Here is a 13459-nt window from a genome sequence, read left to right as displayed (position 1 = left end):
GGCCGTGCGCCACACGACCGGCGCGCACGCCAATTCGGTAAGCGCCGTGAGGGTCCGCGCGCACCGCTCGCGGCGCACCGTCAGCCTGCGGATAGGACATCAACCGCGACGGGGTGCGTTCCCCCCGCCACCTCCAGCGTCCCAGGCGCGGGGTGCCCGCCATGCTCGACCTGCGGTCCGCGGCGTGATGCCGCACGCAGGGCCAGGCGACACCGTGTCCGCGCGGTACTCCTTCTCCGCGTGCAGCTTTTCAGCACGGCGCCGAGGTCGGCCGGAACAGCTGTTTCGCACCGCGGGAACAGCACCGAGGGGCGCCCCAAACTGCTGGCTGTCGTGCTCCCTGGGAATTGGGGGCTGCGCGTATCCAGCCGAGGTGGCCCTGCTGTGCGGCGTGGTTGAGCATGACGTGGTGCAGTTGACGCCACCCATGTTCGCGCCGCTCTGGGAACCGCCGCCTACAGGTGCCTCCACTCCCAAGCCCTAAGGCAAGGGGGAGAGCACGCCATGGCCGACCCCACACAGCCCGGGGAAGCGCTCTGCCGTGCAGCCAGGCAATTGCACCTCACACCTCCAGTCACTTTTTGCCTTCTCTCTCCCCCCGGGGCAATGCCCACACCATCACCCGGCAGCGACTTCACTGCATAGTGAGTTCGGCTGACGTTGTAATGACGGGCGGACGTTACAATGAAAAAACGTCAGGAGCAGTCCACCCAACCGGGGCAGGTGCTCTTGCGCGGGCCGAACACCGGCCCGGAACTCTTTAAAAGTGACGGGTGAAACGAAGAATGCGCAGAGATGCGTGTCGAAACATAGCCGCCTATGAACTGCTGATGTCCACCTTTTCCGTCCTCCACTGGACGTAGGCCGGGCACGCGACGAAAAACCCGGATGTGACGTGCCCGGCCAGTGCCGGTACGGCGGGTTTTGGTGGGATGGGCAACGCGGCAGAGGCGCGGATAGAGCGGCCTCTGGCACAGATTCAACCCATGCGGTACGTCGGCCAACTCCACTGCGTGGTGCTGGCCCTCCCTTACCTCTTGTGAAGGAAGGTGTTTTTTCATGCGCGCCTGGATCGCGCTCTTTTCGGCCATCGCCTGTGAGGTCACGGGCACGATGGCCCTCAAACTGTTTGGCGTTTCTACGCCGTGGCTGGCTGCTGCCGTCACGGGCAGCGCCGTCGTTCTCTCGTACCTGCTGCTCTCGCTGGCGTTTCGGGGCATTCCGGTGGCTGTGGCCTTCGCCGTATGGGAAGCCGTGGGCCTGGCCCTGATTACCCTGCTGGGCGTAGGGCTGCTGGGCGATCACCTCAGCCTCACGCAACTGCTCGCCCTGGGCGGACTGCTGCTGGGCGCACGGCTGCTGCACGGCGGTACCCAGGAGGGGGGACGGGCATGACCCCGGCCCTCGCCCTGCTGTGCCTGGCGGGGGCAGCGGGCCTGGACATCCTCGCCAACTTGCTGCTCAAGCGCTCGGACGGCTTTCGCCACCCCCTGCCCGGCGTGCTGGCCCTGCTGCTCGTGCTGGCCGCCTTCGGCCTGTTGGGGCTGAGCCTGCGGGCCGTGCCCCTGAGCGTGGCCTACGCCGTCTGGGGCGGTCTGGGCATCGTCGGAGCCGCGCTGCTGAGCCGCCGTCTGGAAGGCGTGCAGTTCACGCCGCGCGCGTGGGCCGGACTGGCGCTCATTCTGGGAAGCGTGACGGTGCTGCACCTGGGGCATTGAGGAAGCAACCGGCCGCCAGCGAAACCCGACTGCGGCAAGCGGACGGCTTCCCTAAATCACCCGCCGCCCCTCCAGCCGTTCACCCCGGCTCAGGCGGCGTTCCAGCGTCCGCACCAATCGGGTCAGGGTGAAGGTGAGCAGGAAGTAAACGAGCGCCAGCACGGCGTAGACCTCAAACTGGCGGTAGGTGACGCCCGTGATGTACTTGCCCTGGGCGAAGAGTTCTTGCAGGGTCACGGCGCTCGCCAGACTGCTGCCCAGAATCAGGCTGACAAACTCGTTGCCGAGCGCTGGCAGCGCCACCCGCCACGCCTGCGGCAGGATCACGAAGCGCAGGGCCCCCAGCCTGTTCAGGCCAAGACTCCGCGCCGCCTCGATCTGACCCGCCGGGACGCTGTTCAGGCCCCCCCGCACAATCTCGCTCGTGTATGCCGCCGAATACAGCCCCAGCGCCAGCACCGCCGCCGGAAAGCCGTCGAGCGTGAGTCCCAGCGCGGGGAGGCCGTAATACACCACGCTGAGCAGCACGATCAGGGGAATGCCGCGCACCACCTCCACATAGGCGTTGCCAAGCGCGCCGAGCAGCGGCACCCGGAACACGCGCACCACGCCCAACCCCGTCCCGACCGCCACCGAAACGCCCAGGGCACACAGGCTCAGCGCCAGCGTGAGCCGCAGCCCTGCGAGCAGCAGGGCCGGGTATTCGCCCGCGAGGATGGTGCGAAATCCGGTGAGGAGATCAGCCACGTTCAGCCGGAACTTACTTCTGCACGATCCACGTGTTCAGCAGTTTCTGGTATTCGCCGCTCGCCTTCAGCCGGGCGAGCGTGCGGTTGGCAGCGGCGGCAAGGTCACTGCCCTTCGCAAAGACCATGCCGTAATCCTCAGCAGCGAGGGGCTGCCCCGCCTGCGCAAACTGCCCTGGCAGCCGCTTGCCCAGGTCCGCCACGGTGGGCGCGTCCCCGATCAACGCGGTGATGCGGCCCGCGCGCACGTCGGCCAGTCCCGCGGCAAAGTCGTCGTAGACCTTCAGCACCGCGCCCTTGGGCTTCAGCATGCCGTTGGCGGTGTACTGCCCGGTGGTGTTGGCCTGCACGCCGAGGGTCTTGCCCTTCACGTCACTGGGCCACGTGAACTTGCCGGGGTTGCCGCCCCGCACGATAAACACCTGCGCGCTCCGGTAATACGGCCCGCTGAAGGCCACCACCTTCGCCCGTTCGGGCGTGATCGTGATGCCGCTCATCGCCATGTCGACCCGGCCGGAGGTTACGGATTGGGGCATCAGGGCGCCAAAACCCACAGGGCGAATCTCCAGCTTGACCCCCAGATCCTTCGCCACCGCACGGGCAATGTCGATGTCAAAACCCTGAATCTGCCCGTCTGGCCCCTTGAACTCGAAGGGTGCAAACGTCGGATCGGTGCCCAGCACGAGTACGCCTTTGGCCTTCACCTGCGCCACCGTCGCGGCGTGGGAAACCGAGGCGAGCAGCAGGGCAGGCAGCACGAGCGAAAGGCGCTTCATGGCTCCAGCATAGGCCGCGCGCCGCGCCGGCGTTACCCTGTCCTATGGACTGGCCCGCTCCGCAAGACTTCGTATACGGTGAGCCGTTGCCCCCACCGGAACAGTGGGACAGGCCTGGTCTGGTGATGTTTTTCAACCTCGAATGTCCGGGGTGCGTGTCACGCGGCATTCCCTTCCTGAAGCGGCTGCACGCCGAATTCACGGAGCGGACGCACCTGCTGACCATCCACACCAGCCGGGGCCACCGCCTGCTGCCGCGTAATGACGTGGAGCCGACGCTTCTGAAGTTTGCCCGCGACTTCGCCCGTCTCCCCTTTCCCGTCGCGCTGGACCTGAGCGGTGATCTGGCCCTCGCCTGGGAAACGGAGGGCACGCCCCACTGGCTGGCCTTTGCACCAGGCGGCGAGCTGCTGCGGAGCGTGTACGGGAGCCAGGACAACGCCCAGACCCGCCTCCAGTACCTGCTGGAAGAGCAGGTGGACGGCGGCCCGGAGCAGGGGGCAAGTTGGAAGCGTCGGAGGTGGCCTGATTGAGAAGGGAAATGCCCCACTTGAGGTTATTGAGGAGCACGCCCGTGACGCGGACGAGGAGCGCGTTGATGCGGCCACCGCTCAGAAAGGAACCGGGTTGGGCAGGAGCAGCGACGAAGCGGAATTTGCGGTGGTTGTTGAAGAGCATGACCGTCGCGTCTGCCCCCACCGCTGCGATATTGGCCGCATAGTTCTCCCCCTGGCGCGCCGAGCCTCCCGGCTTCACCTGCCGGGAGGCGGGATGGTGCGGGTACCGTCAATCACTCACGCTGTAGGAACTGTTCGCCCCGGGCCAGCCGCTGAACTTCAGGGCCGCTCCCATTGGAAAAGCCATTGCCGGCGGTGCTGGCCGTGCCGTTGACGAACTGGGGGCAAAGGTTCCCGAGTTGCAAGACAGGCTTGCCAGACCCCTGCAAAACAGCGCCGCTTTCTTCCCTGACGGAAAAGGAGAACACCTGGGCAGCGCAGACATACCCCTCCCCAAACCGGGTAAACAGGGGGCCAATCTTCCACCCGGTGGAGCCGCTTTCGGGGTGATACGGTTTCCGGATCATCCGTTCCGTCCCCTCTGCTGCGCAGCTTTGCAAGTCCGCTCGGCCGCGGTGATTCCACGCCTCTCCGTCACCGTCTTTCCTGCCCGCGCCGCTCGGGTTGGCCCGTTGGTTCACCACGGATGAACCGGGATCCTTCACCTGAAGTACCGCGACGTTCTCCGGCAACTTCCGTACCCTCCCGCCCTGGGAAGACATCGCTGCGCAAAGGGCACCCAGCGGGAGCAAATCTTCCCGGTAAGCGGCTTTGTCACTGAAGGTAGCGCGGGCAACACCGTCTTTCTCGCGGACAACCGTGAGGTTGATGCCTACCGGCTTCGTTCCCTGAACACAGGGGGGGGTTGATTGGGCCTTGCGTCAGGACCGGCTGCGTCACGCTCCCACTGCCTGCACCGCCCGCACTCGCCGCCACAGCGGCAGCTGCCGCCGCCCGAATCACTTTGGGCATCAGCTACACGGGGAGCATTCCGCCGCTCACGCAGGTCGGCGGGCCAAGTTCGCGCAGCGCCTGAGAGGGCCGTTTCAGAGGGCGTGCCGCTTAAAGACGGGTGATTGGCCCGCGTCACCACGTGTTCTTCGAGTTCGTCCCACACTTTCTGTTGCCGCCAGGCAGGCCCCAGGTGACACGCCGGAGGTGGGCAGGCGCTGCACCCCGCCCGTGAAGGCGCTGCATTCCTCCCGCTTGACCCACCGCCGCTCACGGCCCTTGTCGGTCAGCGCGTAGTACTTGCGGGGCTCGCCATTGCGCCCACCTCGCCCGTCCTGCGGCGCGAGCAAACCCTCGCCTTCCAGCCGGTGCAGCCCCGGGTACAGGCTGCCTTCCTTGAAATCGAAGTCCCACCGGTTCGCTCGCGCCGCCTGAATAATGGCAAAGCCGTACCGGGGCCGCGTCTCCAGGATGGAGAGCAGGATCAGGCCGAGGTTGCCGCGCGGCAGCTCAGGATTCATGGGGGCCCTCCGGGGTGGTTCAGGGTGGACCGTGGGCCGAGCAGCGTCCCGCGCGGTTGCCGGTCCTACAACGCTTTGTCCGTCTACACAGTTTGTCTCGGTGGCCCTACTCTCCAGGCCCGGCCTGCCTGGAGAGTAGGCCGGAACCATGCGCCCATGGATGGAGGCAGCCCCGAGGGTCAAATTGCCGGAGGATGCCGTGCGGGCTTTCGAGGACGTGCAGCAGGTCAGTAACCCTGATCTGCTTGCTGCCCTCGGGCGTTCCGCGCTGGCTGTTTTCCGGAGTGGTCGGCAGCGTGGCAAGGGTTTTTGCCGCACGGTGCAGACCGGAGCGACTTGAGCGAGTTCGGTCCGTGCACACCGCATGACCTCAGCGCCGACGATTTCAGCAAGCCCACGGAGTTTTCGCGGCGTCCGGTGGGCGATGGTATACGCCCTGCGTGGTCTCCGGGTGAAACGGACGCTGGATATGGCCTTCCAGATGCAGACTCTGCCTCGCCCTGCAGGACCCGGAGGAAACGGGAGGGCGCGCTCTGCGCTCCCCCAGCTTCGTGTATGCGCTGCCGCGTGAGGGCTGTGGGCCGATGCCCCCCGGTGACTGGCCTGGACTGGGGTGAGTTCGTGAGCCACACTGGGTCAGCCTGAACCCGGTGCGCTCCCTGTTCCCGGCGCCCGTCTTCCCCCCAGGTGCGCGTGCATGACCCGGCGCGGGTGGATGCACCCTCCCAGACGGACCCGTGGGGCTTTCCCGGCTGGAGCAAGGCCCCGGCGAAGGACGCTACACCTCACGTTTCAACTGCTTGAGGAGGCACCCGAAACGGGAGAGGAGGGTTTCGGTTCTCGCTTTGCGCTGTGAATCTCCAGAGCAGCTTCAATGGACTCGGCGACTTCCTCGGCCCTGGGTTCCACCTGGGAGTCCAGGTTTCACGCCGGGCACCTTCACCTCAAACAGCGTGGGCCAGCGCTTGCCCGTCAGCAGCAGCGTGCCGCGCTCAGGAACGTAAGCGATACCGTTGGGCACGTCGTCGAAGGTCAGGGGTTTCCCGGCAGCGCCAGCGCTGTCGCTGGCCTCCTGCATCAGGTTCTGCACGTCGATCCAGGCGGTGACCCGACCCGTCTTCGCGTCGATGCGGGCGATGCGCGGGGTCAACCAGACGTTGGCGTATACGCTGCCCCCCACGTATTCGAGTTCGTTCAGGTTCTTGATGGGCTGGCCCCCATCGGTCACACGCACGGTGCGTGTGACCCCAAAGGTCCGGGGATCGCGCCAGAACAGCGTGCTGGAGCCGTCGCTCATAATCAGGCTCCTGCCGTCGTTCGTCAGGCCCCAGCCCTCGCCCCGGTAGCGGTAGCGCCCCACTTCGCGCAGCGTGGCAGCGTCGAAGGCGAAGGCCACGCCCGTCTGCCAGGTCAGGTGGTACATCACGCTGTCCAACACAGTCACGCCCTCGCCAAACGCGTTGGCGATGGGCGTGACGGCCTGGGACAGCACTTTGCCACTCTTGAGCTCCACCCGCCGCACGCCCGACTCACCCAGCAGCCCAGTGCTTTCGGCCAGCACGCCGCCACCCTGGTATTCCAGACCCTCAGTAAAGGCGGCGCGGTCGTGGGTGTAACGGGCCGCAATCTGGGGGCGCAGGGTGGGTGCGTTCTGGGGCAGCGCGCCCGCCCCGGTACTCAGGAGGGGCAGCGCCAGGGCCAAGGCAAACAGCGGGAAGAGGGGGCGCATCCCCCGCATGGTAGCGGCTTCCTCCCCCTCTCCGCTTCAGAACTTGTTGATCCCTACCGCGCGCCCGTTTCCCCTTGCACCGCAGGCTTCACGAACGCCGCCGAATCGTAGTAGGTGCGGAAGGCGTGGACACTCTGCCCGTCGTGCTCAATGACGCTGATGCCCCGGTAAGCAATGTCGGTACCGTCGCCAAGTTGCCCCGTGGCCTCCCACTCCATCACGCCCGTATGTCCGTCGTCGGTATGGTGCGTGAACTCACTGCGAATGCGCCGAAAGTTCGCCAGATAGGCGGACCAGAATTCGCGCGCGCCGTCCACGCCTGTCCACGTCTGGGTGGTGAGGTTGCGCAACGACGCGTCCTCCGCGAACAGCGCAGCGAGGGGGGCGGGATCTCGGCTGTCCTCGGTATTTCTCAGCGCTTGCATAAACGTCTCGGTCAGGTTCGCCATACCCGGCAGCAGAACACGCCCGGAGGCGGGCAGAGCGTGAGCGATCTTGCACCTTTGAGGGCCTATGAAGCCCAAGTCAAGGCTGCCTGAGCAGCTCCCCGCACCACCTCATGGGGATCGGAGAGGAGACCAGTGAGGGGCCCCGCCTCTCCCCACTGGCCCAGCGCCCAGGCGGCCGCTTCCCGAACCTCCCAGGCGGAGTCCTCAACCCCCGCGAGCAGCAGGGGCCAACCCTGCGGCGCTCGGGTGTTGCCCAGCACGGTCAGCGCGTTGCGGGCCATCCCCTTGCGGCGGGGGCGAAGGAAGGCCGTTCCAGCAAAACGCCGCTCGAACTGCCGCTCACCAACGCCAAAAAAGGCGGAGAGGTCCGGGTGCGCGAGTTCGGGGTCCGGCTTCAGCAGGCGGGCGAGCGGCCCGGCCTTCGCGCTCCACGGGCAGACTTCCGAGCACACGTCGCATCCGAAGAGCCACTCACCCATGGCGGCGCGCAGTTCGTGCGGTACAGGCCCACGGTGCTCAATGGAGAGGTAGGAGATGCAGCGCCGGGCGTCTATGGCCCGGTCAGGGCCGATGGCGTTTGTGGGGCAGGCGGTTACGCACCGAAAGCAGCGTCCGCAGCGGTCCGGGTGGACCTCCAACGTTCCCGCGAAGGGCAGATCGGTCAGCAGCACCGCCAGGGTTACGAAGGCCCCCAGCCGCGTGCTGACCGTCATCCCGCTCTTGCCGCGCCAGCCCAGAAAGGCTCCCGAGGCGAACAGGCGCTCCATCACCGGGCCGTGGTCGACGTAGCCCCGGGCGCGCACACCCAGCCTCGCGGCTTCCTCCTCCAGCCGGGTGAGCAGGGGCTGCAACTGACTGTGGTAGTCGGGCGTCCAGGCGTAGCGGGCGACGCGGCCCACCCGGATGCCGCCATGCGGAACGGGAGGCTGCGCGAAGGCGTGCGACACCCCCAACACGAGTACGCTGCCCGCACCCGCCAACCGACTCCCCGGGTCCGAACGGGCCTGAAGCTGGCGTTCCAGATAGTCCATCCCCGCGTGCCGCCCGGCACCCAGCCACCCAGCGTACTCGGCCACCGCCGATGCCGGAACCTGCGCCGCAGCCCAGCCCACGGCGTCTGCGCCCAGCGACACGGCGAGGTCAGAGAGGAGTTCCGCAGCGCTCACGTGCCCGAGTATGCCGCGCTCCAGAAAATGAAAAGGGAGTCCCGGCAACACCGGAACCCCCACGTCATGGGAGAGGCTTACTTGCCGAACGTCCCTGCCCGCACCACCACGAGGTTGCTCGGGTTGACGTACTTCTTCAGAACGTCCTGGGCCATCTGGGGCGTGACGGCCTTCAGGCGCTCCTCGAAGGCGGCGCGGAAGGCGTAGGTGCGGCCCAGGTACAGCTGTGAGGCGAGGCCGGAAGCGATATTTGCGTCCTCACTGCGGGCCACGCGGGCCTCTTGCAGCAGGGCGGATTTGGCCGCCTCGATCTCCTGGGCCGTAAAGCCTTTTTGCAACGCGAGCTGCAGCTCCTCGCGCATCGCGCCCGCCACCTTGTCGGTCACGCCGGGGTTGAAGATGGCGTAGGAGGTGAAATTCGCCTTCTCGTCCTCACTGGACACCGACACGCTGCCGCCCACGCCGTAGCTCAGGCCCTCTTTCTGCCGCACGCGGTTGAAGAGGCGCGAATCGGTCCCGCCGCCGAACACGCGCATGGCAACCGCCAGGGCCGGGTAGTCGGGGTTGTCGTCACGCAGGGGGAAGTTCAGCTGCGCCACATACACCGCGTTCGCCTTGTCGGGCACATTCAGCACGATGTCCTGCGCCTTCGGGGTGGTCAGGGGCAGCGTGACGCGCCGGTAGGGCACGCCACTGGCAAAGCCGCCCAGGATATTCGGCAGGGCGGTGCGAATGGTCTGCGGATCGAAGTCGCCCACCACCGATACCTGCGCCCGCGCCGCGCCCCACACCTTGCGGTAGTAGTCCTGCACCTGCGCCAGCGTGACGGCCTTCGTGTCCGCGATGCTCTCGTCCAGGCTGGGCACGTAGCCCAGGTCCCCGCGCTTGGCCCCAGCGGGCATGAATGCCCGGGCGAGGGCCTGCCCCGCCACCGCCTGCGGTTCGTTGCGGCCCGCTTCGAGGTCATCGAGGGCCGACTTCTTGATCTCGGCGAAATCCGCTTCCGGGAACGCAGGCTCGCGCAGCACCTTGCCGACGAGGGTGAGCGCTTCGGGCAGGTTCTTGCGGTCCGTGCTCACCCGCACCGTCGCGCCCGTCGCGCCCCCAGTCACGCTGAGCTGGGTCTTGATGGCTTCGAGGCGGTCGTTGAGCTGCTGGCGGGTGAGGCCTTGGCTGCCGCGCGTCAGCAGGGGCGCGATAAAGGCGGCGGCGTCCTCGCCCGTGCGGGCCGTGTCGGGGTTGCCGAAGTCGAGGCTCAGCACGAACTCCACCCGCTCGCCGCGCGTTTTCTTGGGCAACAGGGCCACGTCTGCCCCCGCCACCTTCTCGCGGGTGATCCGGGCTTCGAGGGCGGCGGGCTCGGGCGCAATGGTCTCCCCCGCTGCGAGGGCCGCACGCCCCTGGTAACCCTTCAGCACGGCCTCCGCACTCGGCGCGGGCGTGATCGCCACCCGGTCCGTCTGCGTGGTGGGCACGAACACGCCCAGGGTGCGGTTGGTGGGCTTGAGATAGGTGGCGGCGACACGCTGCACGTCGGCGGGCTTGACCTTGTCCAGCTCGTCGCGCAGCTTGAACAGCAGCCGCCAGTCCCCCGCAGCGATGTACTCGGACAGGGTGACGCCCACACTTTCGGGCTTGGCAAGCAGTTGCTCGTAGCCGCTGATCACGCGGGTGCGGACGCGGGCCACGTCCTCCTCGGTAAAGGGCGTCTTGCCGGCATTCTCCAGGGTGGCGAGCAGGGTGGCCTGGGCGGGAGCCGCGTTGTCGTCCTTGCCCAGCACTGCCGCGTACATCATCAATCCTGGGTCCGAGGCGCTGTTCGTCAGGCTGCCGATGGCCGTGGCCTGCTTGGTCTGCACCAACGCCTTATACAGCCGCCCAGCGGGTTCGTCGGCCAGAATCTGATCCAGCACCAGCAGAGCGGGCATGTCGGGGTGCCGGACGCTGGGCATGTGGTAGGCGGTCAAGAGAATCTGCTGGTCTCCCACGCGGCGTACGGTCACGCTGCGCTCACCGTCCTGGGCAGGTTCCTCGGTATACAAGGTGGGCAGGGTGCGGCTGGGCTTCTTGATCTTGCCGAACTCGGCGGCGATCAGGCTGAGGGCCTCGGCTGGGCCGAAGTTCCCCGCCAGCGTAACCACCGCGTTGTCGGGCTGGTAGTAGCGCTGGTAGAAGGCCTTGAGGTTGGCGACGGGCACGTTCTCCACATCCGAGCGGTTGCCGATGGCCGTGTTGCCGTAGTTGTGCCAGTCGAAGGCCACCGAGCGGACTTCCTTGTACAGCAGGCCGAAGGGGTTGTTCTCACCGGATTCAAACTCGTTGCGCACCACGGTCATCTCGGTCTTGAGGTCGTCGCCGCTGATCTTGGAGTTTGCCATGCGGTCGGCTTCCATCCTGACGGCCCAGGTGAGGTTGTCCCCCGTGTTCGTCATCGTCTCGAAGTAGTTGGTGCGGTCCTCGCTGGTGGTACCGTTGAAGTCCGCGCCACGCTTGCCCAGGCTTTCGAGAATGTTGCCGCTGGTGGGCGTGCCCTTGAACAGCATGTGTTCCAGTAGGTGGGCCATGCCCGTCTCGCCGTAGCTTTCAAAGCGGCTGCCCACCAGATACGTGACGTTCAGGGTGAACGTGGTCTTGGACGTATCGGGAAACAGCAGCACGCGCAGGCCGTTGGCGAGGCGGTACTCGCGGATGCCCTCCACCTCGGTGATGAAGGTCACGCCCTGGGGAAGCGCGGCAGTGGCGGTCTTGGCGGGGGCGGCAGGGGTGGTCTGGGCGGTGGCGACGGTGCCGGGCAGCAGGGCCAGGGTCAGAAACAGGACACGGGGGGAAAAGCGGGTGAACATGCAGCCTCCGGGAAAGGGGGAAGGTGGGTGAGGGGCGGTCAAGGACGCGGGGCGGCCCCCGCTCTGCGGGCTGTAACGGCCATCCTGGGCCTTCTCTCGCGCGCAGCGCTACGAAGCGCTCCAGGGAAGAGGGGAAAGACTTCCATTTGTCGGAACCTCAGCCTGTCAGAACGCCAAGCGGGCAACTGTCGGCCAAGTTCCACGTCAGAGCCTATCCCGCGCCTGCCCTTCGTGCCGCTCCACTTGAGGCGAGAAGCGAAAAGGCGAAGGGGCCCGGCCATCCTTACCAGACCCCTCGACAAGCGACGAACTACGCGCCCAGTTGCCCCGCTGCCGCCTCGTCCAGATACCACACAGGGTCCTGCACACCGGCCACAGGATGCTCACCCTGGCCGAGACTCACCTCACGCAACACACCCGCCTTGCCTGCGCCCGTCACGAGTAGCCAGCGCTCACGCGCGGCGTTGATCTCGGCGAAGGAGAAGGTCAGCCGCCCAGTGTCGAGTTTTGGTACCCAGTTGGCGGCCACGCGCCCACCCGCTGCCAGCGCCTCCGTACCCGGAAAGAGACTGGCGGTGTGGCCGTCGTCGCCCATGCCCAGCAGCACCACGTCCAGCCGCTCGGGAAGGAGAGCGGTGTAAGCGTGTGCCGCCTCTTCCAGTGGACGGCGCTCGCCTTCCATGCGGTGAATCTGGGACGCGGGCACCGGCACGTGGGCGAGCAGCTCATCCTGTGCCAGCCGGTAGTTGCTGTCGGGGCTGTCTGGCCCAACGCTGCGCTCGTCACTGAAGTAGATGTGAACGGCTTCCCACGGCACGTCATTCATCTCCCGCAGGGCGCGGTACATCAGCTTCGGCGTGCTGCCGCCGGAGAGGGCCACGTGAAAGGCCCCCTGCCCGGCGACCGCCGCCTGGGCCACCCGCACAAAGGCTTCGGCGGCGGCCTGCGCGGTCTGTTCGGGGGTGGCGAAAACGCAGGCGTTGATCATTTGCCTGCCTCCAGGCTGGCTCTGGCCCGTGCCCACGCCCGCTCGAAGACCTCGCGGCGCTCAGGGCGGGCCATCACGCGGCCCAGGCCCTCAGCGAGGCTCATGCGGGGCACGTTGATCTCGGTAACGCGCTCCATGCCGCCCCACTGGGCCACGGCGCGCACCACGTCGCCCTCCTCGGCGGATTCGGCGGCCAGGGCAAAGCGCACGCTGCCCTCGCCGCTCAGCTCCACGCCGCACAGGTCCCCGTTTTCCCGCCCACAACGCGCTCCACGGAAGGCCACGTTCCCGAAGTCGCGCCAGCCCAGCGTATCGGCCACCCAGCCGGCGAAGAGGCGGGCGGGAAGCTCGTTGCGGCCCGCGTAGCGCACAGTCAGCTGCGTCACGTTTGGCAACTGCCGCGCAGCGTCAGGGCTGTCGAAAATCTGCGCCAGCGCCTCGCGCCAGCCCGCCGAACGGCTCCAGCCCAGGTCCGCGAGGGCGTAGTGCCGCGCTGGGGGAATGTCCAGCGTGAGGCTGTCGGCAATGACCTGATCGGCGATGTCGGTCAGTTCGGTAAGCAGCACGCCCCCCGGTTTGGTGTCCGCACCCCACCAGACGTGGTTGACGGTGGCCGGGCGCAGCAGGGGCAGGATCGCTCCCTGAAGCTGCTCGGGATCCGCCTCCAGCCGCAGCCGCTCGATGTACAGCCCGCCGCGCTGAGGCACCAGACTGGCCTGCACCCGCACGTCCGGGTGGGGCTTCGCGTCCATCACACCGATGATCTGCCGACCGGCATAGCGCCCTTCGAGACCCGCCAGCGCCTCCTCCACCCTCACCAGATGCTTTTTGACGGTCAGCGCGATGATGTTGCCCGTATACGCCCGCGTCTCCACGTTCGTCTGCGCCCACAGGTCATCCACCGCGAACTGCGCCCGCCGTACGGTGGTCTCCACGGGGCCGAAAGGACGGAGGTCAGTGGCGTAGGTCATATTGGTTGCCTCCGCTGTTTGGCTTCGCATCTCCGGGATGGCCT

At 67.1% G+C, this 13459-nt stretch carries 14 protein-coding genes; 4 read left to right on the top strand and 10 right to left on the bottom strand.

Annotated elements, in window-relative coordinates; translation table 11 throughout:
- Positions 1 to 1059: 1059 nt before the first annotated feature.
- Entirely contained in the window at positions 1060 to 1395 is a 336-nt protein-coding gene (locus B9A95_RS16105) for a DMT family transporter (protein ID WP_084048237.1), read from the top strand.
- Positions 1392 to 1718, top strand: a complete 327-nt coding sequence (locus B9A95_RS16100) for a DMT family transporter (protein WP_084048236.1) — start codon at positions 1392 to 1394, stop codon at positions 1716 to 1718. Before B9A95_RS16105 ends, B9A95_RS16100 begins: the two co-directional genes overlap by 4 nt.
- Before the next feature lie 51 nt (positions 1719 to 1769).
- On the opposite strand, the gene B9A95_RS16095 is transcribed toward B9A95_RS16100, so the two are convergent.
- Both B9A95_RS16095 and B9A95_RS16090 read right to left on the bottom strand, forming a co-directional pair.
- The gene (locus tag B9A95_RS16095) at positions 1770 to 2465 is read right to left on the bottom strand and encodes an amino acid ABC transporter permease (RefSeq protein ID WP_084048235.1); all 696 of its coding nucleotides are present in this window, start codon (positions 2463 to 2465) and stop codon (positions 1770 to 1772) included.
- 13 nt (positions 2466 to 2478) lie between these two features.
- A complete protein-coding gene (locus B9A95_RS16090; RefSeq protein ID WP_084048234.1) occupies positions 2479 to 3240 on the bottom strand; it encodes an ABC transporter substrate-binding protein in 762 nt (253 codons plus the stop codon).
- Between the two features lie 44 nt (positions 3241 to 3284).
- Here B9A95_RS16090 and B9A95_RS16085 point away from each other — a divergent pair, with 44 nt between their 5' ends.
- Positions 3285 to 3773 (top strand): peroxiredoxin family protein, encoded by a 489-nt coding sequence (locus tag B9A95_RS16085; RefSeq protein WP_084048233.1) that lies wholly within the window; start codon positions 3285 to 3287, stop codon positions 3771 to 3773.
- Positions 3774 to 4030: 257 nt separating this feature from the next.
- Here B9A95_RS16085 and B9A95_RS32375 read toward each other — a convergent pair whose 3' ends face one another.
- Complete coding sequence (locus tag B9A95_RS32375; protein WP_139806828.1) at positions 4031 to 4324, bottom strand: hypothetical protein; 294 nt, start codon at positions 4322 to 4324, stop codon at positions 4031 to 4033.
- Between the two features lie 519 nt (positions 4325 to 4843).
- A complete protein-coding gene (locus B9A95_RS16075) occupies positions 4844 to 5269 on the bottom strand; it encodes a PadR family transcriptional regulator (protein WP_084048231.1) in 426 nt (141 codons plus the stop codon).
- A gap of 148 nt (positions 5270 to 5417) precedes the next feature.
- On the opposite strand from B9A95_RS16075, the gene B9A95_RS16070 reads away from it, so the two are divergent.
- Complete coding sequence (locus B9A95_RS16070; protein ID WP_139806827.1) at positions 5418 to 5609, top strand: hypothetical protein; 192 nt, start codon at positions 5418 to 5420, stop codon at positions 5607 to 5609.
- 531 nt (positions 5610 to 6140) lie between these two features.
- Here B9A95_RS16070 and B9A95_RS16065 read toward each other — a convergent pair.
- The 6 genes from B9A95_RS16065 to B9A95_RS16040 all read right to left on the bottom strand — a co-directional run bounded on the left by B9A95_RS16065 (position 6141) and on the right by B9A95_RS16040 (position 13415).
- On the bottom strand, positions 6141 to 6998 hold the full coding sequence (locus B9A95_RS16065) for a glutaminyl-peptide cyclotransferase (protein ID WP_084048229.1): 858 nt from the start codon (positions 6996 to 6998) through the stop codon (positions 6141 to 6143).
- Between the two features lie 53 nt (positions 6999 to 7051).
- On the bottom strand, positions 7052 to 7447 hold the full coding sequence (locus B9A95_RS16060; protein ID WP_084048228.1) for a nuclear transport factor 2 family protein: 396 nt from the start codon (positions 7445 to 7447) through the stop codon (positions 7052 to 7054).
- Positions 7448 to 7509: 62 nt separating this feature from the next.
- Positions 7510 to 8613: a tRNA epoxyqueuosine(34) reductase QueG gene (gene queG, locus B9A95_RS16055; protein WP_084050771.1), complete on the bottom strand. Its 1104-nt coding sequence runs from the start codon at positions 8611 to 8613 to the stop codon at positions 7510 to 7512.
- Positions 8614 to 8690: 77 nt separating this feature from the next.
- Entirely contained in the window at positions 8691 to 11456 is a 2766-nt protein-coding gene (locus B9A95_RS16050; protein ID WP_084048227.1) for a M16 family metallopeptidase, read from the bottom strand.
- A 310-nt stretch (positions 11457 to 11766) separates the two neighbouring features.
- The gene (gene pgl, locus B9A95_RS16045) at positions 11767 to 12444 is read right to left on the bottom strand and encodes a 6-phosphogluconolactonase (RefSeq protein WP_084048226.1); all 678 of its coding nucleotides are present in this window, start codon (positions 12442 to 12444) and stop codon (positions 11767 to 11769) included.
- A complete protein-coding gene (locus B9A95_RS16040; protein ID WP_084048225.1) occupies positions 12441 to 13415 on the bottom strand; it encodes a glucose-6-phosphate dehydrogenase assembly protein OpcA in 975 nt (324 codons plus the stop codon). Before B9A95_RS16040 ends, pgl begins: the two co-directional genes overlap by 4 nt.
- Positions 13416 to 13459 lie beyond the last annotated feature (44 nt).

The sequence above is a fragment of the Deinococcus hopiensis KR-140 genome (genome assembly GCF_900176165.1).
Classification (GTDB): Bacteria; Deinococcota; Deinococci; order Deinococcales; family Deinococcaceae; genus Deinococcus; species Deinococcus hopiensis.
This window is presented reverse-complemented; position numbering and strand designations above follow the sequence as displayed.

Excerpts from the sequence above, each read along its gene's own strand:
- B9A95_RS16075 (WP_084048231.1), bottom strand. The coding sequence starts at position 5,269 with ATGAATCCTGAGCTGCCGCGCGGCAACCTCGGCCTGATCCTGCTCTCC.
- B9A95_RS16105 (WP_084048237.1), top strand. The coding sequence starts at position 1,060 with ATGCGCGCCTGGATCGCGCTCTTTTCGGCCATCGCCTGTGAGGTCACG.
- pgl (WP_084048226.1), bottom strand. The coding sequence starts at position 12,444 with ATGATCAACGCCTGCGTTTTCGCCACCCCCGAACAGACCGCGCAGGCC.
- B9A95_RS16070 (WP_139806827.1), top strand. The coding sequence starts at position 5,418 with ATGCGCCCATGGATGGAGGCAGCCCCGAGGGTCAAATTGCCGGAGGAT.
- B9A95_RS16050 (WP_084048227.1), bottom strand. The coding sequence starts at position 11,456 with ATGTTCACCCGCTTTTCCCCCCGTGTCCTGTTTCTGACCCTGGCCCTG.
- B9A95_RS16090 (WP_084048234.1), bottom strand. The coding sequence starts at position 3,240 with ATGAAGCGCCTTTCGCTCGTGCTGCCTGCCCTGCTGCTCGCCTCGGTT.
- B9A95_RS16040 (WP_084048225.1), bottom strand. The coding sequence starts at position 13,415 with ATGACCTACGCCACTGACCTCCGTCCTTTCGGCCCCGTGGAGACCACC.
- B9A95_RS16085 (WP_084048233.1), top strand. The coding sequence starts at position 3,285 with ATGGACTGGCCCGCTCCGCAAGACTTCGTATACGGTGAGCCGTTGCCC.
- B9A95_RS16065 (WP_084048229.1), bottom strand. The coding sequence starts at position 6,998 with ATGCGCCCCCTCTTCCCGCTGTTTGCCTTGGCCCTGGCGCTGCCCCTC.
- B9A95_RS16100 (WP_084048236.1), top strand. The coding sequence starts at position 1,392 with ATGACCCCGGCCCTCGCCCTGCTGTGCCTGGCGGGGGCAGCGGGCCTG.
- B9A95_RS32375 (WP_139806828.1), bottom strand. The coding sequence starts at position 4,324 with ATGATCCGGAAACCGTATCACCCCGAAAGCGGCTCCACCGGGTGGAAG.
- B9A95_RS16060 (WP_084048228.1), bottom strand. The coding sequence starts at position 7,447 with ATGGCGAACCTGACCGAGACGTTTATGCAAGCGCTGAGAAATACCGAG.